Source organism: Citrobacter freundii complex sp. CFNIH4, assembly GCF_002934505.1.
Classification (GTDB): Bacteria; Pseudomonadota; Gammaproteobacteria; order Enterobacterales; family Enterobacteriaceae; genus Citrobacter; species Citrobacter freundii.
This window is the reverse complement of sequence record NZ_CP026231.1, coordinates 4,409,119-4,430,682: the sequence shown is the minus strand read 5'-3', so window position 1 is coordinate 4,430,682 and position 21,564 is coordinate 4,409,119. Positions and strand designations below refer to the sequence as shown.

Genomic DNA, 21,564 nt, shown 5'->3' with positions numbered 1-21,564 from the left:
TTCAGGCGAAGTAGTTGAGTAAGGTCGAAATTACCGTTCGCTGGTTGACCGGCGACAGGTTGTAGAACAGCGGTAAACGCAGCAAACGCTCGCTCTCTTTGGTGGTGTAACGATCAACACCGGCAAATACGCCGAATTTGTCGCCAGCCGGGCAATCATGCAGCGGGATATAGTGGAACACCGCCATAATTTCAGCTTCTTTCAGGAAGTTAATCAACGCCGTGCGATCGTCGATATCGCGCAGCTTGATGTAAAACATATGGGCGTTTTGCACGCAGCCGTCCGGTACAGAAGGCAGCTCGATACGTCCGGTACGCGCCAGCGGTTCAAGAGCATCATAGTAGTTCTGCCACAGAGTCAGACGCTGCTGGTTAATGCGGTCCGCTGCTTCCAGTTGCGCCCACAGATAAGCGGCCTGTAGATCGGACATCAAATAGCTGGAGCCGATATCACGCCAGGTATATTTATCTACCTGGCCACGGAAAAACTGGCTGCGGTTTGTCCCTTTTTCACGGATGATCTCTGCACGTTCGACTAATTTTTTATCATTAATCAGCGTCGCGCCGCCTTCACCACCTGCAGTATAGTTTTTGGTCTCATGAAAGCTAAAGCAACCGATGTGACCAATCGTCCCCAGCGCCCGACCTTTGTAAGTCGACATAACGCCCTGGGCCGCATCTTCCACCACAAACAGGTTATGTTTGGTCGCCAGCGCCATAATAGTATCCATTTCGCAGGCCACACCCGCGTAATGCACCGGCACAATCGCGCGGGTTTTGTCGGTGATCGCCGCTTCAATCAGCGTTTCGTCAATGTTCATGGTATCCGGGCGGATATCAACAAAGACAATTTTCGCGCCTCGCAGCACGAAAGCATTGGCCGTGGAGACAAACGTATAGCTTGGCATAATGACTTCATCGCCAGGCTGGATATCCAGCAGCAATGCCGCCATCTCAAGCGATGCGGTGCAGGAAGGCGTCAGCAATACTTTCTCGCTGCCAAAATGCTGTTCCAGCCACTGCTGGCAGCGACGGGTAAAACCGCCGTCGCCACACAGTTTGCCGCTGTTCATCGCAGCCTGCATGTAATCGAGTTCAGTGCCCACCACCGGCGGTGCGTTAAATGGAATCATCGTGTCACCTGTATAACCAATACGCGGTGCTTTCCACATTCGCACCACTGTGTATATAACGTTTAAGCGCGGCGGTATTGCCCATTTGGGTCGCCACACGCAGTGCTGTTTTACCGTGAGCCTGCGCCCAGCAAAGCGCGGCCTGCATCAGTTCTGCTCCCGCCCCACGCCCGGCTAGCAGGCCAATTCGCGCCTCGGTCGCATTCAGTTCACGCAGCGAGACATAGCCACGAATCTCACCTGTTGGTGTACGAAAAACGAGGCATTGATGATCGAACGTCCCCAGCACCGCGTTTTCAATCCACTGCGCATAAAAACGCGCGCTGGCATCTGCGGCATACCACGGGGGGCGAAAACGACTTTGCGCGAACGCCTGTCCTGCCAGATGGCGTAATGCAGGGATATCCGTAGTTTGTGCGACCTGCGCACCGGGGTCACCATGTGCACACGTCACTGGCAGCACAAAATCCACTTCACCTTCAACCAGTGAGAAGCCCAGCTGTTGCAGGGCATCTAATTCTTGGGTATTGGCGGCAGGTATTTTTGCCTGTACCCGCGACCAGGGCTGCAACGCATCCGCAGTCAGAACCGGCGCATGTTGGTCAAAACGTACAATGGCGCTATTGACGCCAAAGAACGTATTTTCCCAGCTAAGCGGCTCAATACTGGCGCGGATTTTCACCGCCAGACCCCTTTGGTATCAACGACATATTGCTGGTGAACCGCATCGCCTTTAATGGCTTTAAATTCATTGTGGTCGACAAGCAAGACCAGTACATCGGCACTTCCCAGGGCATCGTCCAGCGTTGCCAGTTGGCACAGACCGTCCAGTTTTTTCGGCAGTTGATGGATATTCGGTTCCACCACCAATGTTTCGCCTTTGTGCCAATGCGCGATACTTTGCGCAATTCCCATCGCCGGGCTTTCACGTAAATCATCGATATTCGGTTTAAATGCCAGACCAAAACAGGCAATTTTCACTTCGCTGGCCCGTTTATTGGTATCCGCCAGACAGTCGGCCACGGCAGCTTTTACCCGATCGACCACCCAATGAGGCTTACCGTCGTTTACCTCACGCGCGGTGCGAATCAATTTCGCCTGCTGCGGGTTCTGCGCCACGATAAACCACGGATCAACCGCGATACAGTGCCCGCCAACACCCGGACCCGGTTGCAAAATATTCACGCGCGGATGGCGATTTGCCAGGCGAATCAGTTCCCAGACGTTGATCCCCTGATCGGCGCAAATCAGCGACAACTCATTAGCGAAGGCGATATTGACGTCGCGGAAACTATTTTCAGTCAGCTTGCACATTTCCGCAGTGCGCGCGTTGGTCACGACACATTCACCCTCAAGGAAAATGTTGTACAGTTCGCTAGCACGCGCGGAACAGACGGAGGTCATTCCCCCAATCACGCGGTCGTTTTTAATCAGTTCAACCATCACCTGGCCCGGCAGCACGCGTTCTGGACAATAAGCAATGTTAACGTCAGCCTGTTCACCGACCTGCTGCGGGAAAGTCAAATCAGGACGCATTTCAGCCAGCCATGTGGCCATCTGTTCGGTAGCCCCGACAGGCGACGTCGATTCAAGGATCACCAACGCGCCTTTTTTCAGCACCGGAGCAAGAGACTTGGTTGCGGCTTCCACATAAACCATATCGGGTTCGTGCTCCCCCTTAAACGGAGTAGGCACAGCAATCAGAAAGGCATCCGCATCTACAGGGGTTGTGGTCGCACGCAGAAATCCATTTTCGACCGCCGTTTTCACTACGGCGCCCAAATCTGGCTCAACGATATGAATTTCACCGCGATTAATGGTATCCACCGCGTGTTGATTTACATCTACGCCAATCACATGCTTTTGACGGGAAGCAAAGGCAGCCGCCGTCGGCAGTCCGATATAACCCAGCCCAATGACAGAAATGGTCGTAAAACTCATAGCGATATCCGATTATTTTTTAACGCGTGTAAAATGCGGCCACATGCCTGCCCGTCACCATACGGATTATGGGCGCGGCTCATGGTCTGATATTCATTATCGTCATGCAGCAAACGCGTGACTTCTTCGACAATACGCTGCGGGTCTGTCCCTACCAGACGTACTGTACCTGCAGTAATCGCTTCCGGACGTTCCGTCGTTTCGCGCATCACCAGTACCGGTTTCCCCAAAGATGGGGCTTCTTCCTGAATCCCACCGGAGTCGGTCAGGATCAGCCAGGCATGATTCATCAGCCAGACAAACGGCATGTAATCCTGCGGTTCAATCAGGATGACGTTTTCAACGTGACCCAGAATGCGATTCACCGGTTCGCTAACGTTAGGATTCAGGTGCACCGGATAGACAATCTGTACGTTCTGATTGGCCGCAGCAATTTCCGCCAGCGCGTGGCATATGCGTTCAAAACCGCGACCGAAGCTTTCACGACGATGACCGGTCACCAGTATCATCTTTTTATCAACAGCCAGGAAAGGATAACGTTCTGCCAGATCGGTACGCAGCACCTCATTTCCCAGTACACGGTCACGAACCCAGATCAACGAATCAATAACCGTATTACCTGTAACGAAGATACGGCTATCAGAAATATTTTCCCGTAGCAGGTTTTGGCGCGAGTTTTCTGTTGGCGCAAAATGATACATCGCCAAATGCCCCGTCAGCGTACGGTTCGCCTCTTCCGGCCAGGGAGAGTAGAGATCGCCTGTACGTAAACCCGCCTCCACATGCCCTACCGGAATACGCTGATAGAACGCGGCCAGGCTAGTGGCAATGGTGGTCGTGGTATCGCCGTGAACCAACACAACGTCGGGTTTAAAGTCAGCCAGAATAGGCTTTAATCCTTCCAGTATTCGGCAGGTAATTTCTGTTAGTCCCTGACCTGGCTGCATAATATTGAGATCGTAGTCAGGTACAATGGAAAAAAGGTTCAACACCTGATCGAGCATCTCGCGATGCTGCGCCGTGACGCAAACTTTTGCCTCAAAATCAGGATCTTTTGCCAACGCATGAACCAGAGGTGCCATTTTTATGGCCTCCGGTCGCGTGCCAAATACAGTCAGTACTTTCACATCGATTCTCTTCGGATTGGCAGTGAGGGCCCAGCCCCTCACTGCAACGATATTGCTAAATCGTGCGGCGACGGGTTAACGCGACACCAGCACCGATCAGAGCCCCAACGATGCCCCACATAATCATCAGGAAGGCACGACGAGGGCTGTCACGTTTTACCGGTTCCTCCGGCGTACGCAAATAACGATAGGTCTGAAAACGCGGATCCAGAGTTAGCCCAACGTTCAGTGTGTTAAGCATGGCTCGGTTTTGGAAGTAGTCCAGATCGAAATCGGGACCAACAGATTGCAGGTTTTCGAGTCGCGCCTGCAGCATAGGGCGTCCAAGCAAAAACAGTTCTGAATCAGGTAATTCTTCAGCCGGAACGTCAGTGGAAGTACGCGAAATATTATGCTGTTCAGCAATTTTGAGTGCCTGCTCAATGTTGTGGACTCGGCGAGAGAAAATCGATTTCGCCACTTCTTCCTGGCGTTTTACCTGTGCCTTCATCTGCACGGTGCGCGCAGCCCAGGCTCCCTTTAACTCGTCGTTCAGATGACGCGCAGCACGCTGACTGGCAAACGCAACATACTGACGCAACAGATTGTTGGCATCGGGTGCCGTCTCGGCAATCAGCTTCACGCTGTCATTGGTATTACGAACCGCATCGCCAGGCATAAACTGAATGTTATTGATCAGTTCATCCAGCATCGCCGCATCGGCTTTGCTGTTACCCACCATACGTTGCTTGTAGTAATCAGTCTGCTGCCAGAATTCACGGCGCGTATCCCATGAGGCAAGCTGCATAATAAATTCTTTATAGGCTTCATCCATCACTGACGGTTGATCCGCTGATGCAAGACTGGCCTTGATGTCCAGGTTACGCAAGAATTGCTGCTGAGAGTAATAACCGCCCAACATATTGACCGTGGGCCTGTCTGAAATCGCCGTCGCACTCCACTCCTGACGAGCAAAGAACGTATAGGCGAGAGCGACTAACGCGAAGGCGAGAGCCATACCGACAATCCACACTTTCCCTGCCCATAAGGCACGAAACAACCCACGGATATCCAGTTCATTTTCTGCGCTCACGGCGTGTTCCCCCGGTAATGGTTGTGTCATCGCATCCTCAATTTACTTGGTTAAGTTTGGTTTGCCTTCGCGGTGCCTTCGTAGTCTGCGCTTAACTCGCTTAATAAATCTCGCCACCTTCCATGCTCGCTTAATACAGTAACCGTAAAGACCGAATGCCAGTAAAAAGAGCACCAACATGGCCCATTCAGGGACTAAACGAAAATATTCAGCCAGTGCACCGATAGAGGCCAGAATCGCTGCAGCCAACGTGATCAGAACAAATGCCTGTCTGGAAGTAAACCCGGCGCGCATCACTAAATGATGAATATGCTGGCGATCTGCAGAGAAAGGACTCATGCCTTTACGTAAACGACGATACATGATCGCCACCATATCCATTAACGGAATGGCGATAATCCACAGAGCCGTGACCGGGCTAATAGGATGCGTTTTACCTTGAGTGGTCTCCAGCAGGATCCAGATTACCGTAAAGCCAATCAGCGTACTCCCCGCATCGCCCATAAAGACTTTATAGCGGCGTCCGAGAATCCCCAGGTTCAGTAGGATGTAAGGCAGAATGGCGGCGATCATGGCAAAACACCAGATTGCCAGGCTTGTCTGGCCATCGAACCACAGGATAAACCCCATCGCTGCGAATGAGACGCTGGATAGCCCGCCTAACAAGCCATCAATGCCATCAACCATATTAAAGGCGTTAATCGCCGCCCAGACGGCAAAAAGGGTGAGAAAATAACCAAAGGGACCCAACAACAACTCCCACGGGCCAAAAATATATCCCAGGCTACTTAGATAAAGCTCACCTTTTACCATCATCACAATAGCAATCGCCGCCTGAACGACTGCTCGTATTTTTACGCTGATGTCAAAACGATCGTCAAGCGCGCCAACAAACACCAGCACACCTGCACAGAAGAGGTATAAAGAGGCATGGGGAATGTAATAATCCGAAAGGCCAAACATGAAATTGATTCCGGCAAACACAGAAATCCCGCCCACTAACGGAATAATCCCTTGGTGACGTTTGCGGAAGTTTGGCTTATCCACTAAACCTATTTTTATGGCTACTTTTCGTGCCAAAAAAATAAAAATGGTTGTGAATAAAAAAATACTAACTAGCTCAGAGAAAGCAGCGAGTAGATTCACAGTGTATGTGTTCTCAGCATATATCATTTCCTTAAAGTATAATGCGTTAAGACGCCCCCTTGAAGAGAGCAGCTAAAACATTACACTTCCTACCTCTTGTCGGTCATGCCGCACATTGTGACAATCCATGACGCCGATAATAATGACAATTTTATCTGACCAAACATTAGGATGAATCGTAAAAGCAAAACGCCACGTAAAAACGTGGCGTTTTCAGATGATGCCCGAATCAGGAACGCTTCATCATATCGAAGAAGTCGTCATTGGTCTTGGTCATCGCCAGCTTGTTAATGAGGAACTCCATGGCGTCGATTTCACCCATCGGATGGATGATTTTACGCAGGATCCACATTTTCTGCAGCTCTTCCTGGGTGGTGAGCAACTCTTCTTTACGGGTACCGGAACGGTTGTAGTCGATAGCCGGGAAGACGCGTTTTTCAGCAATCTTACGAGAGAGGTGCAGTTCCATGTTGCCGGTACCTTTAAACTCTTCATAGATAACTTCATCCATTTTAGAGCCGGTATCAATCAGCGCAGTCGCGATGATGGTCAGGCTACCGCCCTCTTCCACGTTACGTGCAGCACCAAAGAAACGCTTCGGACGATGCAGGGCGTTGGCGTCCACACCACCGGTCAGTACTTTACCGGAAGCAGGAACCACGGTGTTATATGCACGTGCCAGACGGGTGATGGAGTCAAGCAGAATGATAACGTCTTTCTTGTGTTCAACCAGACGTTTCGCCTTCTCGATAACCATTTCCGCAACCTGAACGTGGCGGGAGGCTGGTTCGTCAAAGGTAGACGCAACCACTTCACCTTTCACCAGACGCTGCATCTCGGTAACTTCTTCCGGACGTTCGTCAATCAGCAGCACCATCAACACGCAGTCAGGATGATTGTATGCAATGCTCTGCGCGATGTTCTGCAGCAGCATGGTTTTACCCGCTTTCGGCGGAGCAACAATCAGACCACGTTGGCCACGACCGATCGGCGATGCCAGATCCAGTACACGCGCCGTTAAATCTTCAGTAGAACCGTTACCACGTTCCATACGCAGACGAGAGTTTGCGTGCAGCGGCGTTAAGTTCTCAAAGAGGATTTTGTTACGGGCGTTTTCTGGTTTGTCGTAGTTAACTTCGTTAACTTTCAACAGCGCAAAGTAGCGTTCACCTTCTTTCGGCGGGCGAATCTTACTAGAAATGGTATCACCAGTGCGGAGGTTGAAACGGCGGATTTGGCTGGGAGAAACGTAGATGTCATCAGGACCGGCGAGGTAGGAGCTGTCTGCAGAGCGGAGGAAACCAAATCCATCCTGCAATATCTCCAGCACACCGTCACCAAAGATATCTTCGCCACTCTTTGCGTGCTGCTTCAGGATGGCAAAAATAATGTCCTGCTTGCGCATACGAGCCAGGTTTTCAAGGCCCATATTTTCGCCGAGAGTGATCAGCTCAGAAACCGGCGTATTCTTTAATTCGGTAAGATTCATAATGGTGTGAGTTCTTAAACTTGGGGTAAATCTCGAACTTAATGTTGTGAATGGTATGGCAGGGTCATCCATGCCTGTTTACGGCCATCAACTCATGTCTGTTCGCTGTCTGGTCACAGGAAAGTACGCAGAACTGAAACGACAAGACGGATTGAGTGACAAGCCAGGAATCTGTCCACTTCTCGCGCGAGAAACAACGGGAAGTATTGGATATAACTAGATTCAAACTTAATAAGGTATGTTTAATACGAAGTCAACACTAACTTAGCACGACTCAAGTCGGGCGTCCAGTCATCCGAATCATTTCGAAGTATGGTCGCCCGATCATGAGACTTCCTTACGCTAAATTAGCGTCGAGGAATTCTTTCAACTGACCTTTGGACAGCGCGCCGACTTTTGTCGCCGCAACTTCGCCGTTTTTAAACAGCAACAGGGTCGGGATGCCACGGATACCATACTTCGGCGCGGTGCCTGGGTTTTGGTCAATGTTCAATTTAGCAACCGTCAGTTTGCCCTGATATTCGTCAGCGATTTCATCCAGAATCGGAGCGATCATTTTGCACGGACCGCACCACTCTGCCCAGAAATCAACGAGGATTGCTCCGTCCGCTTTGAGTACATCCGTGTCAAAACTGTCGTCAGTCAGGTGAATAATTTTATCGCTCATAATAACTCCACAGGAATAAGCCTGGTGCATTGGTGTAGCATTAATCAACGACGTGTTGATGTAGCATTAACCAACTAAAGGTTGACTTTATTTCACCGGATACGCTTTCGTAAAGCAATAGTAAGCTGATATTCTACCACACTATGAGCAAAACACATTTAACAGAACAGAAGTTTTCCGACTTCGCCCTGCACCCAAAGGTGATAGAAGCCCTTGAAAACAAAGGCTTTCATAACTGTACGCCCATTCAGGCCCTCGCGCTGCCGCTAACGCTGGCTGGTCGTGATGTTGCCGGGCAGGCGCAAACCGGTACCGGAAAAACGATGGCGTTCCTGACGTCAACGTTTCATTATCTTCTCTCTCATCCCGCGATTGCCGATCGCAAGGTGAACCAACCGCGTGCGTTAATTATGGCGCCAACGCGTGAGTTAGCCGTGCAGATCCACGCCGATGCCGAGCCGCTGGCACAGACCACTGGTCTGAAATTAGGCCTGGCGTATGGCGGCGACGGTTACGATAAACAGCTGAAAGTGCTGGAAAGCGGCGTCGATATTCTTATCGGCACGACCGGTCGTCTCATCGACTATGCAAAACAGAACCACATTAATCTGGGCGCGATTCAGGTCGTGGTGCTGGATGAAGCCGATCGTATGTACGATCTGGGCTTTATTAAAGATATCCGTTGGCTATTCCGTCGTATGCCGCCAACCACCCAACGTCTGAATATGCTGTTTTCTGCAACCCTCTCTTACCGCGTTCGCGAACTGGCGTTCGAACAAATGAATAACGCTGAGTACGTTGAAGTCGAACCGGAACAGAAAACTGGCCATCGCATTAAAGAAGAGCTCTTCTACCCCTCCAACGAAGAGAAAATGCGTTTGCTGCAAACGCTGATTGAAGAAGAGTGGCCAGATCGCGCCATTGTTTTTGCTAACACCAAGCATCGTTGTGAAGATATCTGGGGCAGCCTTGCTGCAGACGGTCATCGTGTCGGTCTGCTGACCGGTGACGTGGCGCAGAAAAAACGTCTGCGAATCCTTGATGAATTCACCCGTGGCGATATCGACATTCTCGTTGCGACGGATGTTGCTGCACGTGGTCTACATATCCCAGCCGTAACGCACGTATTTAACTATGACCTGCCGGATGACTGTGAAGATTACGTTCACCGTATCGGTCGTACCGGTCGTGCTGGCGCAAGCGGTCACTCTATCAGCCTCGCTTGTGAAGAGTACGCGCTGAATTTACCCGCAATCGAGACCTATATCGGCCACTCGATTCCGGTCAGCAAATATAACCCGGATGCGCTGATGACCGACCTGCCGAAGCCGTTGCGCTTAACGCGTCCGCGCACAGGCAATGGCCCACGCCGTACCGGTGGTGCTCCGCGTAATCGTCGTCGTTCAGGTTAAGAAACGTTATGCCATACACAAAATCATTCAGCCTGTATCAAGGCGGCAAGAAAACGAATCCCGATGAACCTACTTTAGTAAGTGATTCGGGTGAGAGAACGCAGCCAATACAGATACAGGTTGAAGGATGAAGTGTATGAATTCTACTTCGCTGTATGCGGCAATCGATCTCGGCTCAAATAGTTTTCATATGCTGGTTGTACGCGAGGTGGCAGGAAGCATCCAGACGCTCACTCGTATCAAACGCAAAGTGCGTCTGGCTGCTGGACTCAACGGTGACAACGAGCTCTCTGTTGAAGCGATGGAGCGCGGCTGGCAATGTTTGCGCCTGTTTGCAGAACGTCTGCAGGATATTCCGCATCCACAAATCCGCGTGGTCGCCACGGCAACATTACGCATCGCCGTAAATGCCGATGTGTTTATTGCTAAAGCGCAAGAGATCCTCGGCTGCCCTGTCCAGGTGATTAGCGGTGAAGAAGAAGCGCGCCTGATTTATCAAGGTGTGGCCCACACTACCGGCGGCGCAGATCAGCGTCTGGTCGTCGACATTGGCGGGGCCAGCACAGAGTTGGTTACCGGTTCTGGCGCGCAAACCACTTCCCTGTTCAGCCTGTCAATGGGCTGCGTCACCTGGCTCGAACGCTATTTTACCGATCGTAATCTGGCACAGGAAAACTTTGACGAGGCCGAGAAAGCCGCTCGCGAAGTTCTGCGCCCGGTCGCCGACAAACTGCGTTTTCATGGCTGGAAAGTTTGCGTTGGTGCCTCTGGCACCGTCCAGGCGTTGCAGGAAATCATGATGGCGCAGGGCATGGATGAGCGCATTACGCTGGCCAAACTTCAGCAGCTTAAGCAGCGCGCCATTCACTGCGGTCGTCTGGAAGAGCTGGAAATCGAAGGGTTAACGCTGGAACGTGCGCTGGTTTTCCCCAGCGGGCTGGCCATTCTGATTGCTATTTTCACCGAACTGAACATTCAATGCATGACCCTGGCCGGCGGCGCATTACGTGAAGGTCTGGTCTACGGTATGCTGCATCTGGCGGTGGATCAGGATATTCGTAGCCGCACATTACGCAATATCCAGCGCCGCTTTATGGTCGATACAGAGCAAGCACATCGTGTTGCCAATTTAGCGACTAAATTTCTCGATCAGGTAGAAAAAAAGTGGCATCTTGAACCGATTAGCCGCGAACTACTGATTAGTGCCTGTCAGTTGCATGAAATTGGCCTAAGCGTTGATTTTAAACAGGCACCACAGCATGCCGCTTATCTGGTGCGCAATCTCGATCTTCCGGGTTTTACACCTGCGCAAAAGAAACTGCTAGCGACGCTGTTACTCAACCAGACCAATCCCGTCGATCTCTCTTCGCTCCACCAGCAAAACGCAGTGCCACCGCGCATCGCGGAGCATCTTTGTCGTTTGCTACGCCTGGCGATCATTTTCGCCAGTCGTCGCCGTGACGATCTTGTGCCGGAAATTCAACTGGATGCAAGAAACGAGCACCTGACGGTCACTCTACCAGAAGGCTGGCTGGAACATCATCCGCTGGGTAAAGAGTTAATCGATCAGGAAAGCCAGTGGCAAAGCTATGTCCACTGGCCGCTGGAAGTGCGTTAGATGCTGGTTGCCGGATAGTGCTTACACATATCCGGCCCATAAAATACCTACTTCGCTTTAGCTTTCGCCATCATTGCCCGAATATTAGCGATGCTGGCCTGCCCTTTTTGCATCCGCTCCTCTGCGCTCACCACTTTTCGCTCTTGCTCCCAGATAACGTCATCCTGTGGCAGCTCCAGAAGGAAACGACTCGGTTCCGGACGCACCAGCTCACCGTACTGACGACGCTCTTTACATAGCGTGAAGATGAGCTCTTTTTGTGCACGCGTAATCCCTACATAAGCCAGACGACGTTCTTCGTCGATATTGTCTTCATCGATACTGCTCTGGTGCGGCAAAAATCCTTCTTCCATTCCCACCATAAACACGTATGGGAACTCCAGCCCTTTTGAGGCATGCAGTGTCATCAATTGCACCTGATCCAGCTCTTCTTCACTCTCTCCACGTTCCATCATGTCGCGTAGGGTAAAGCGGGTAACAACCTGGGTCAGGGTCATTGGCTCTTCCAGCTCACTGCCTTCCAGCATCTCCGTCATCCAACTGAACAGCGTATTGACGTTTTTCATACGCATTTCAGCCGCTTTCGGGCTCGGCGAGGTTTCATACAGCCAGGATTCGTAATCAATACCGTGGATAAGATCGCGCACAGCGGCAACCGGCTCACGCTCCGCCAGACGCTGAATTTCCCCCAGCCAGTGCGTAAAGCGAGTCAGAGAATCATACCCGCGCCCGGTCAGTGTCTGGCTAAGCCCCATATCAAAGCTGGCGGTAAACAGGCTTTTATTACGTGTCATCGCCCATTCCCCCAACTTTTGCAGCGTGGCCGGGCCGATTTCACGTTTTGGCGTGTTTACGATCCGCAAAAATGCGCTATCGTCATCCGGGTTGCTCAGCACGCGCAGATAGGCCAGCAGATCTTTAATCTCCGGACGCGAGAAGAACGACGTTCCGCCGGAAATTTTGTACGGGATACGGTTCTGCATTAGAAACTTTTCGAACACGCGCGACTGATGATTACCGCGATACAGGATGGCGTAGTCTTTATATTGCGTCTTGTTCACAAAATGATGGGCTATTAATTCCCCGGTCACGCGTTCCGCTTCGTGCTCTTCATTATTGGCACTCAGTACCTTCAGTTCAGCACCGTAACCCAACTCGGAAAAGAGTCGCTTTTCAAAGACGTGTGGATTGTTCGCAATAAGGATGTTCGCCGCCTTCAGGATGCGACCTGATGAACGGTAGTTTTGCTCCAGCTTCACCACCTGCAAAGCCGGAAAATCTTTGCTTAACAGTACCAGGTTCTGTGGACGGGCGCCGCGCCAGGAGTAGATCGACTGATCGTCATCGCCCACGACGGTAAAGCGCGCGCGTTTACCTACCAGCAACTTCACCAGCTCGTACTGGCTGGTGTTGGTATCCTGATATTCATCCACCAGCAGGTAGCGGATTCTGTTTTGCCAGCGCTCACGCACTTCTTCATTGCGCTGTAGCAGCAGCGTGGGAAGCAGGATCAGATCGTCAAAATCGAGGACGTTACACGCCTTCATATGCGCGTCATACAGACCATAGCAGTGGGCAAAAATACGATCGCGCTCACCCTTTGCACTGGCTGCCGCCTGTGCCGGAGTCATCAGATCGTTTTTCCAGTTGGAGATCGTCGAGATCAACTGCTGGAGGATAAGCTTATCGTCTTCGATTAGCCCTTCGGTCAGTTCCTTGAGCAAGGCCACCTGGTCAGTATCGTCAAACAACGAGAAGTTAGACTTCATCCCCAGCGCCGCATATTCACGCTTAATGATATCCAGTCCCAGGGTGTGGAAGGTGGAGATCATCAACCCACGCGCCTCTTTACGACCCAGCGTTTGCGCCACGCGCTCTTTCATCTCGCGCGCAGCCTTATTGGTAAAGGTCACGGCTGCAATATGGCGTGCCTGATAACCACATTCCCGGATCAGATGGGCGATTTTGTTGGTGATAACACGCGTCTTGCCGGAACCCGCTCCCGCCAGCACCAGGCAAGGTCCGGTGACGAATTCGACGGCTTGTTGTTGTCCGGGGTTCAAACGCATAAAGGGTCACTCATGAAAGTCGGGAGGGGAGAATAACAGCGTGGTAGTATAGCCAGCCTTAACCACCCCACTCAAGGCACGATCATGGCAAAAACAGCAGCAGCAGTGCATATCCTTGTTAAAGAAGAGAAACTGGCACTGGATCTTCTGGAACAGATTAAAAACGGCGCAGACTTCGGCAAACTGGCGAAGAAACACTCTATCTGCCCATCAGGCAAACGCGGCGGTGATTTAGGTGAATTCCGTCAGGGCCAGATGGTTCCGGCGTTCGACAAAGTGGTCTTTTCCTGCCCAGTGCTGGAGCCAACCGGCCCGCTGCACACTCAGTTTGGTTACCACATAATTAAAGTACTGTACCGTAACTAATAAAAAATCCCGGAGCGTTCAGGCACCGGGATTTTTTTGCCGGATGGCGGCTACGCCTTATCCGGCTTACATCTGCTGTGCGTAGGTCGGGTAAGCGCAAGCGCCACCCGACATCCTATTTAGCCAGCAACGGCAATGCGTTTCATATCGGTCATGTAACCGCGCAGTTTCTTACCAACCTGCTCGATAGCGTGGCTACGGATTGCTTCGTTCACGTCGCGCAGCTGCGCGTTGTCTACCGCACCTTCGGCAATCGCTTTGCCCAGGTCGCCGGTCTGCAGGGTGGTCATGAACTCTTTCAGCAGCGGTACGCAAGCGTAAGAGAACAGGTAGTTGCCGTATTCTGCGGTATCGGAGATAACCACGTTCATTTCGTACAGACGCTTACGGGCGATGGTATTCGCGATCAGCGGCAGCTCGTGCAGTGATTCGTAGTACGCAGATTCTTCGATGATGCCGGAATCAACCATGGTTTCGAACGCCAGTTCAACGCCCGCTTTCACCATCGCAATCATCAGAACGCCTTTATCGAAGTACTCCTGCTCACCGATTTTACCTTCAAACTGCGGAGCGGTTTCGAACGCGGTTTTACCGGTCTCTTCACGCCAGGTCAGCAGTTTCTTATCGTCGTTAGCCCAGTCAGCCATCATGCCGGAAGAGAATTCGCCGGAAATGATGTCGTCCATGTGTTTCTGGAACAGCGGCGCCATAATCTCTTTCAGCTGTTCGGACAGCGCGTAAGCACGCAGTTTCGCCGGGTTAGACAGACGGTCCATCATCAGGGTGATGCCGCCCTGCTTCAGCGCTTCAGTGATGGTTTCCCAGCCGAACTGAATCAGTTTTTCAGCATATGCCGGGTCAGTACCTTCTTCCACCAGCTTATCGAAGCACAGCAGAGAACCTGCCTGCAGCATACCGCACAGGATAGTCTGCTCACCCATCAGATCAGATTTCACTTCCGCAACGAAGGAGGACTCCAGCACGCCCGCACGGTGACCACCGGTGGCCGCAGCCCAGGCTTTAGCAATCGCCATGCCTTCTCCTTTCGGATCGTTTTCCGGGTGAACGGCGATCAGGGTCGGTACACCGAAGCCACGTTTGTACTCTTCACGAACTTCAGTACCCGGGCACTTCGGTGCCACCATCACAACGGTGATGTCTTTACGGATCTGCTCGCCCACTTCGACGATGTTGAAGCCGTGGGAGTAGCCCAGCGCCGCGCCATCTTTCATCAGCGGCTGTACGGAGCGCACCACGTCGGAGTGCTGTTTGTCCGGGGTCAGGTTAACGACCAGGTCCGCCTGCGGGATCAGCTCTTCGTAGGTACCCACTTTGAAGCCGTTTTCGGTCGCTTTACGCCAGGAAGCACGCTTCTCAGCAATGGCTTCTTTACGCAGTGCGTAGGAGATATCCAGACCGGAGTCACGCATGTTCAGGCCCTGGTTCAGACCCTGAGCGCCACAGCCGACGATGACCACTTTTTTACCCTGAAGGTAGCTCGCACCATCGGCGAATTCGTCGCGGCCCATAAAGCGACATTTACCCAGCTGTGCCAGCTGCTGGCGCAGGTTCAGTGTATTAAAGTAGTTAGCCATGATGGTGTACTCCGTGATGTTATGTTGTGGTGCTTATTATTCGGTTCGCAGATTTGTATTTGCGAGATTGAATCCACATTACAACAGGAAATTTATTGCGGAAATTGATATATTCACAACGTCACATTGCAATTTATGCAACGTAGAAAATCGGAGGCTCGTCTGTGGATTTACGCGATCTGAAAATGTTCCTGCATCTGGCGGAAAGTCGCCACTTTGGCCGCAGCGCACGGGCAATGCACGTCAGCCCCTCCACGCTTTCGCGCCAGATTCAGCGCCTGGAAGAAGATCTCGGCCAGCCGCTGTTTGTGCGCGATAACCGCACGGTCACGCTGACCGAAGCGGGCGAAGAGCTGCGCGTATTCGCCCAACAGACGCTGCTGCAATACCAGCAACTGCGCCACACCCTCGATCAACAAGGGCCGTCGCTGTCAGGCGAACTGCATATTTTCTGTTCGGTAACTGCGGCATACAGCCATCTGCCACCCATTCTCGATCGTTTCCGCGCCGAGCATCCATCGGTGGAAATTAAGCTCACCACCGGCGACGCCGCCGATGCGATGGACAAAGTGGTCACTGGTGAAGCCGATCTGGCGATTGCCGGTAAGCCCGAGACACTACCCGGCGCGGTAGCTTTCTCGATGCTGGAGAATCTGACGGTGGTGCTGATCGCCCCGGCGCTGCCCTGCCCGGTGCGTAATCAGGTTTCCGTCGAGAAACCCGACTGGTCGACGGTGCCGTTTATCATGGCCGACCAGGGGCCGGTCCGCCGCCGCATTGAGCTGTGGTTCCGCCGTCACAAAATCAGCAACCCATCGATTTACGCTACGGTAGGCGGTCATGAAGCGATGGTCTCAATGGTGGCGCTGGGCTGCGGCGTGGCGCTGCTGCCGGAAGTGGTGCTGGAAAACAGCCCGGAGCCGGTACGTAACCGCGTGATGATTTTAGAACGCAGCGACGAGAAAACGCCGTTCGAACTGGGCGTCTGCGCGCCGAAAAAGCGGCTGCATGAACCGCTGATCGACGCGTTCTGGAAGATTGTTCTGGAACGTAAATCTGCCGACTAGCTCCAGCGTCAGGCCTAAAATCAGTGGTAGATTCAGTATTGGCGCTCCTTTTCTGTATAATGTCGTGATCCATTGTAGTGGGGGGCTTGTTAACCATCGCGTTAAGCAGGCCAGAACAGACGGTGTCATTGCGCACTTGACAGCGAAAATACAAACTTAATTAGCCATCATTATGATAATCAAACCAAAAATTCGTGGATTCATCTGTACAACGACCCATCCGACTGGCTGCAAAGTCAACGTGGAAAAGCAGATCGAGTATGTTAAGCAGAACGGGAAAATCGAGAACGGCCCGTCCCGCGTGCTGGTGATCGGTGCTTCCACCGGTTACGGTCTGGCTTCCAGAATTTCTGCCGCCTTTGGCAGCGGAGCCGCCACTATCGGCGTATTTTTCGAAAAACCGGGCACGGATACCAAACCGGGCTCCGCGGGCTGGTATAACTCTGCCGCTTTCGATGAAGCAGCTAAGCGTGAAGGTCTGTACGCCAAAAGCATCAACGGCGATGCGTTCTCTGACGAATGCCGTGATGAAGTGATCAAACTGATAAAAGAAGACCTGGGTCAGATTGACCTGGTCGTTTATTCACTGGCTTCCCCAGTGCGTAAAATGCCGAAAACCGGTGAAATCGTCCGTTCTGCGCTGAAGCCAATCGGTGAGGTTTACACTTCTAAAGCGATCGATACCAACAAAGATCAGATCATCACCGCCAGCATTGAGCCGGCAACCGAAGAAGAAGTGCAGAACACCGTTACCGTAATGGGCGGAGAAGACTGGGAACTGTGGATGGGCGCGCTGAGCGAAGCTGGCGTGCTGGCTGACGGCGTGAAAACCGTAGCCTACTCCTACATCGGTACCGACCTGACCTGGCCAATCTACTGGCACGGCGCGCTGGGCAAAGCGAAAGAAGATCTCGATCGCGCCGCGGGCGAACTGCGTAACCAGCTGGCTCCGCTGCACGGCTCTGCGAACGTTGCCGTACTGAAATCCGTAATCACCCAGGCGTCTTCCGCCATTCCAGTGATGCCGCTGTACATCTCCATGGTCTTCAAGCTGATGAAAGCACAGGGGATTCATGAAGGTTGTATCGAGCAAATCAACCGTCTGATGACCACCAGCCTGTACGGTGACAAAGTGGCGCTTGATGACAACCAGCGTATCCGTATGGATGACTGGGAACTGCGTGATGACATTCAGCAGGCATGTCGCGACCTGTGGCCGCTGATCACCACCGAAAACCTGGCGCAAGAAACCGATTATGCAGGCTACAAGCAAGAATTCCTGAACCTGTTCGGTTTTGGCCTCGACGGCGTGGATTACGACGCTGACGTGAATACCGAAGTCGAATTCGACGTTATCACGCTGTAATCTGCTGATACAGTAGCAAAAAGGGTTCATGTTTTTACATGAACCCTTTTTTAATGGCTGTTGTTAACCCGCCAGGAAGAACCTGAACGCCGGGTTATGGGTCTCGTCGTGGCACTCATAGCCCAGTTCATTGAGCCGGGTTTCGAAGTCCGGTTCGTTATCGCCCAGCTCAAACGCCGCCAGTACACGGCCGTAGTCGGTACCGTGGCTACGGTAGTGGAATAGCGAGATATTCCAGTGCGTTCCCAGGGTGTAGAGGAACTTCAGCAGCGCACCCGGCGATTCCGGGAACTCAAAGCTATAAAGGCGCTCTTGCAACGGCTTAGAAGGACGGCCACCGACCATATAGCGCACATGCAACTTGGCCATTTCATCGTCTGACAGATCCACCACGCTGTAACCGCCATCTTTGAGTAGGCTAAGGATTTCCTTACGCTCCTCAACGCCGCGGCTCAGCCGCACGCCCACGAAGATGCAGGCATCTTTGGCGTCAGCAAAGCGATAATTGAACTCGGTCACCGAACGCCCGCCCAGCAGCTGGCAGAACTTCAGGAAGCTGCCCTTCTCTTCCGGAATCGTCACCGCCAGCAACGCTTCACGCTGTTCGCCCAGCTCGCAACGTTCGGAAACGTAGCGCAGGCCGTGGAAGTTAACGTTAGCGCCGGAAAGAACATGCGCCAGACGTTCACCGCGAATATTGTGCTGGGCGATGTATTTTTTCATCCCCGCCAGCGCCAGCGCCCCGGAAGGCTCAGCCACCGCACGTACATCCTCGAACAGGTCTTTCATTGCCGCACAAATAGCATCGCTATCGACAGTGATAATATCGTCGAGATATTCCTGGCACAGACGGAAGGTTTCATCGCCAATACGTTTCACCGCTACGCCTTCGGCAAAGAGACCCACACGCGGCAGATCCACCGGATGACCAGCATCCAGCGCTGCTTTCAGGCAGGCCGAATCTTCCGCTTCCACGGCAATCACTTTGATTTGCGGCATCAGCTGTTTAATCAGCACCGCAACACCTGCCGCTAATCCGCCACCACCAACAGGCACGAATACGCGATCGAGATGAGCGTCCTGCTGGAGCAGCTCCAGCGCCAGCGTGCCCTGCCCGGCAATCACCATCGGATGATCAAACGGTGGAACCCAGGTAAAACCCTGCTGCTGTGACAGTTCAATCGCTTTGGCTTTGGCTTCATCAAAATTCGCGCCGTGCAGCAGCACTTCTCCGCCGAAGCCGCGAACGGCATCGACTTTGATATCGGCGGTAGCCGTTGGCATGACAATCAGCGCCTTCACGCCTAATCGCGCAGAAGAGAACGCGACACCCTGAGCATGATTACCCGCCGATGCGGTGATGACCCCATGCGCTTTTTGCTCTTCGGTCAAGCCCGCCATCATGGCATAGGCACCGCGTAGCTTGAAGCTGTGAACGGGTTGACGGTCTTCGCGCTTCACCAGAATGACGTTATCGAGGCGCGAAGAGAGCTTTTCCATTTTCTGTAGCGGCGTTACCTGTGCCGCTTCGTATACCGGCGCACGCAGTACCGCTCTGAGATACTCAGCGCCCTCAGGAGCACCGGATAGAGGTTGTGAATCCGCCATGGTCATTATCCCCCGAGCTTCGACTTATCGCGCACCGCACCTTTGTCGGCACTGGTTGCCAGGCTGGCATAGGCGCGCAGTGCAAAGGAGACCTGACGTTGACGATCTTTTGGCGTCCAGGCTTTGTCACCGCGAACTTCCTGCGCTTCACGGCGCGCAGCGATTTCCGCATCACTCAGTTGCAGTTGAATACCACGATTCGGGATATCAATGGCAATCATGTCACCATCTTCGATAATCGCGATATTACCGCCGCTGGCGGCTTCCGGAGAAACGTGACCGATGGAAAGCCCCGAAGTACCGCCGGAGAAACGACCATCGGTAATCAGCGCACAAGCCTTGCCGAGGCCCATCGATTTCAGGAAGGTGGTTGGGTAGAGCATTTCCTGCATGCCTGGCCCGCCTTTCGGCCCTTCGTAGCGAATGACAACCACGTCGCCAGCCACCACTTTACCGCCGAGGATTGCTTCAACCGCATCGTCCTGGCTTTCATACACTTTTGCCGGGCCGGTGAATTTCAGGATACTGTCATCCACGCCTGCAGTTTTTACGATACAGCCGTTTTCCGCAAAGTTACCGTACAGGACTGCAAGACCGCCGTCTTTGCTGTAAGCATGTTCCAGCGAGCGGATGCAGCCTTCAGCGCGGTCGTCATCCAGCGTATCCCAACGGCAGTCCTGCGAGAACGCCTGGGTGGTACGGATGCCCGCCGGTCCGGCGCGGAACATTTTTTTCACCGCGTCGTCTTTGGTCAACATCACGTCATACCGATCAAGCGTTTGCGGCAGAGTCAGACCCAGCACGTTTTTCACGTCGCGGTTCAGCAGTCCGGCACGATCCAGTTCGCCTAAAATACCCAGTACGCCGCCTGCGCGGTGCACGTCTTCCATATGGTATTTCTGCGTGCTCGGCGCCACTTTACACAGCTGTGGGACTTTGCGGGACAGCTTGTCGATATCACTCATGGTGAAGTCGATTTCCGCTTCCTGTGCGGCCGCCAGCAGGTGCAGAACGGTGTTGGTGGAGCCGCCCATGGCGATATCCAGCGTCATGGCGTTCTCAAACGCCGCTTTACTGGCAATGTTGCGCGGCAGGGCGGAGGCATCATCCTGCTCGTAATAGCGTTTGGTCAGCTCGACGATGCGTTTACCCGCGTTAAGGAACAGCGTTTTACGGTCGGCGTGAGTCGCCAACAGCGAACCGTTACCCGGCTGCGACAGGCCCAGCGCTTCGGTCAGGCAGTTCATCGAGTTGGCGGTGAACATGCCGGAGCAGGAGCCGCAGGTTGGACAGGCGGAACGTTCAACCTGCTCGCTTTGTGAGTCGGAGACTTTCGGGTCAGCACCCTGAATCATCGCATCAACCAGGTCGAGCTTGATGATTTGGTCAGAGAGCTTGGTTTTCCCGGCTTCCATCGGACCGCCGGAAACAAAGATCACCGGAATATTCAGGCGCAAAGAGGCCATTAACATCCCAGGGGTGATTTTGTCGCAGTTAGAGATACAGACCATCGCATCGGCGCAGTGGGCGTTAACCATGTACTCAACGGAGTCAGCAATCAGCTCGCGCGACGGCAGTGAATACAGCATGCCACCGTGCCCCATGGCGATACCATCATCCACAGCAATGGTGTTGAACTCTTTCGCCACGCCGCCTGAGGCTTCGATTTGTTCGGCAACCAGTTTACCGAGATCGCGCAGGTGGACGTGACCCGGCACAAACTGGGTAAAAGAGTTCACCACAGCGATAATCGGTTTACCGAAATCATCATCGGTCATCCCGGTGGCGCGCCACAGTGCGCGGGCACCCGCCATATTGCGGCCGTGGGTGGTGGTAGCAGAACGATACTTAGGCATGCTTGATTAACTCCCGTCTGTCTAATAATTGGG

Annotated in this window: 18 protein-coding genes; 5 read left to right on the top strand and 13 right to left on the bottom strand. The window is 52.9% G+C overall.

Annotated features, from left to right (window positions below; genetic code table 11):
* Position 1: 1 nt before the first annotated feature.
* The 9 genes from rffA to trxA form a co-directional block, all read right to left on the bottom strand.
* Positions 2–1,132, bottom strand: a complete 1,131-nt coding sequence (rffA, locus tag C2U41_RS22670; protein WP_016151232.1) for a dTDP-4-amino-4,6-dideoxygalactose transaminase — start codon at positions 1,130–1,132, stop codon at positions 2–4.
* Between the two features lie 4 nt (positions 1,133–1,136).
* Positions 1,137–1,814, bottom strand: a complete 678-nt coding sequence (gene rffC, locus C2U41_RS22665) for a dTDP-4-amino-4,6-dideoxy-D-galactose acyltransferase (RefSeq protein WP_103848952.1) — start codon at positions 1,812–1,814, stop codon at positions 1,137–1,139.
* A complete protein-coding gene (wecC, locus tag C2U41_RS22660) occupies positions 1,811–3,073 on the bottom strand; it encodes a UDP-N-acetyl-D-mannosamine dehydrogenase (protein ID WP_016151230.1) in 1,263 nt (420 codons plus the stop codon). The genes rffC and wecC overlap by 4 nt, the downstream gene beginning before the upstream one ends.
* The gene (gene wecB / locus C2U41_RS22655) at positions 3,070–4,200 is read right to left on the bottom strand and encodes a non-hydrolyzing UDP-N-acetylglucosamine 2-epimerase (protein WP_032948215.1); all 1,131 of its coding nucleotides are present in this window, start codon (positions 4,198–4,200) and stop codon (positions 3,070–3,072) included. Before wecB ends, wecC begins: the two co-directional genes overlap by 4 nt.
* 55 nt (positions 4,201–4,255) lie before the next feature.
* On the bottom strand, positions 4,256–5,302 hold the full coding sequence (gene wzzE, locus C2U41_RS22650) for an ECA polysaccharide chain length modulation protein (protein ID WP_103848953.1): 1,047 nt from the start codon (positions 5,300–5,302) through the stop codon (positions 4,256–4,258).
* A 12-nt stretch (positions 5,303–5,314) separates the two neighbouring features.
* The gene (gene wecA / locus C2U41_RS22645) at positions 5,315–6,445 is read right to left on the bottom strand and encodes a UDP-N-acetylglucosamine--undecaprenyl-phosphate N-acetylglucosaminephosphotransferase (protein WP_176602770.1); all 1,131 of its coding nucleotides are present in this window, start codon (positions 6,443–6,445) and stop codon (positions 5,315–5,317) included.
* 202 nt (positions 6,446–6,647) lie between these two features.
* Complete coding sequence (gene rho, locus C2U41_RS22640) at positions 6,648–7,907, bottom strand: transcription termination factor Rho (protein WP_103849465.1); 1,260 nt, start codon at positions 7,905–7,907, stop codon at positions 6,648–6,650.
* Positions 7,908–7,994: 87 nt separating this feature from the next.
* Complete coding sequence (locus C2U41_RS22635) at positions 7,995–8,114, bottom strand: rho operon leader peptide (RefSeq protein ID WP_049259789.1); 120 nt, start codon at positions 8,112–8,114, stop codon at positions 7,995–7,997.
* 130 nt (positions 8,115–8,244) lie between these two features.
* Positions 8,245–8,574, bottom strand: coding sequence for a thioredoxin TrxA (gene trxA / locus C2U41_RS22630; protein WP_001280776.1), 330 nt, complete (start codon positions 8,572–8,574; stop codon positions 8,245–8,247).
* 143 nt (positions 8,575–8,717) lie between these two features.
* Here trxA and rhlB point away from each other — a divergent pair, with 143 nt between their 5' ends.
* On the top strand, positions 8,718–9,986 hold the full coding sequence (rhlB, locus tag C2U41_RS22625; RefSeq protein ID WP_003017994.1) for an ATP-dependent RNA helicase RhlB: 1,269 nt from the start codon (positions 8,718–8,720) through the stop codon (positions 9,984–9,986).
* Positions 9,987–10,122: 136 nt separating this feature from the next.
* Positions 10,123–11,604 carry a guanosine-5'-triphosphate,3'-diphosphate diphosphatase gene (gene gppA / locus C2U41_RS22620; protein WP_003844615.1) on the top strand — a complete coding sequence of 494 codons (1,482 nt, stop codon included), beginning with the start codon at positions 10,123–10,125 and terminating at the stop codon, positions 11,602–11,604.
* A 47-nt stretch (positions 11,605–11,651) separates the two neighbouring features.
* On the opposite strand, the gene rep is transcribed toward gppA, so the two are convergent.
* Positions 11,652–13,673: a DNA helicase Rep gene (rep, locus tag C2U41_RS22615; RefSeq protein ID WP_003829018.1), complete on the bottom strand. Its 2,022-nt coding sequence runs from the start codon at positions 13,671–13,673 to the stop codon at positions 11,652–11,654.
* Between the two features lie 84 nt (positions 13,674–13,757).
* Between rep and ppiC the strand changes: the two genes are divergently transcribed.
* The gene (gene ppiC / locus C2U41_RS22610) at positions 13,758–14,039 is read left to right on the top strand and encodes a peptidylprolyl isomerase PpiC (RefSeq protein ID WP_003017999.1); all 282 of its coding nucleotides are present in this window, start codon (positions 13,758–13,760) and stop codon (positions 14,037–14,039) included.
* A gap of 119 nt (positions 14,040–14,158) precedes the next feature.
* Here ppiC and ilvC read toward each other — a convergent pair whose 3' ends face one another.
* A complete protein-coding gene (ilvC, locus tag C2U41_RS22605) occupies positions 14,159–15,634 on the bottom strand; it encodes a ketol-acid reductoisomerase (RefSeq protein WP_003018001.1) in 1,476 nt (491 codons plus the stop codon).
* A 164-nt stretch (positions 15,635–15,798) separates the two neighbouring features.
* On the opposite strand from ilvC, the gene ilvY reads away from it, so the two are divergent.
* Together ilvY and fabV are read left to right on the top strand one after the other, a co-directional pair.
* Entirely contained in the window at positions 15,799–16,701 is a 903-nt protein-coding gene (gene ilvY / locus C2U41_RS22600; RefSeq protein WP_003018003.1) for an HTH-type transcriptional activator IlvY, read from the top strand.
* A gap of 172 nt (positions 16,702–16,873) precedes the next feature.
* The gene (gene fabV / locus C2U41_RS22595) at positions 16,874–18,067 is read left to right on the top strand and encodes an enoyl-ACP reductase FabV (protein ID WP_032950617.1); all 1,194 of its coding nucleotides are present in this window, start codon (positions 16,874–16,876) and stop codon (positions 18,065–18,067) included.
* Between the two features lie 63 nt (positions 18,068–18,130).
* On the opposite strand, the gene ilvA is transcribed toward fabV, so the two are convergent.
* Both ilvA and ilvD read right to left on the bottom strand, forming a co-directional pair.
* On the bottom strand, positions 18,131–19,675 hold the full coding sequence (gene ilvA, locus C2U41_RS22590) for a threonine ammonia-lyase, biosynthetic (protein WP_003844611.1): 1,545 nt from the start codon (positions 19,673–19,675) through the stop codon (positions 18,131–18,133).
* Between the two features lie 5 nt (positions 19,676–19,680).
* Entirely contained in the window at positions 19,681–21,531 is a 1,851-nt protein-coding gene (gene ilvD / locus C2U41_RS22585) for a dihydroxy-acid dehydratase (protein WP_103848955.1), read from the bottom strand.
* Positions 21,532–21,564: the final 33 nt, after the last annotated feature.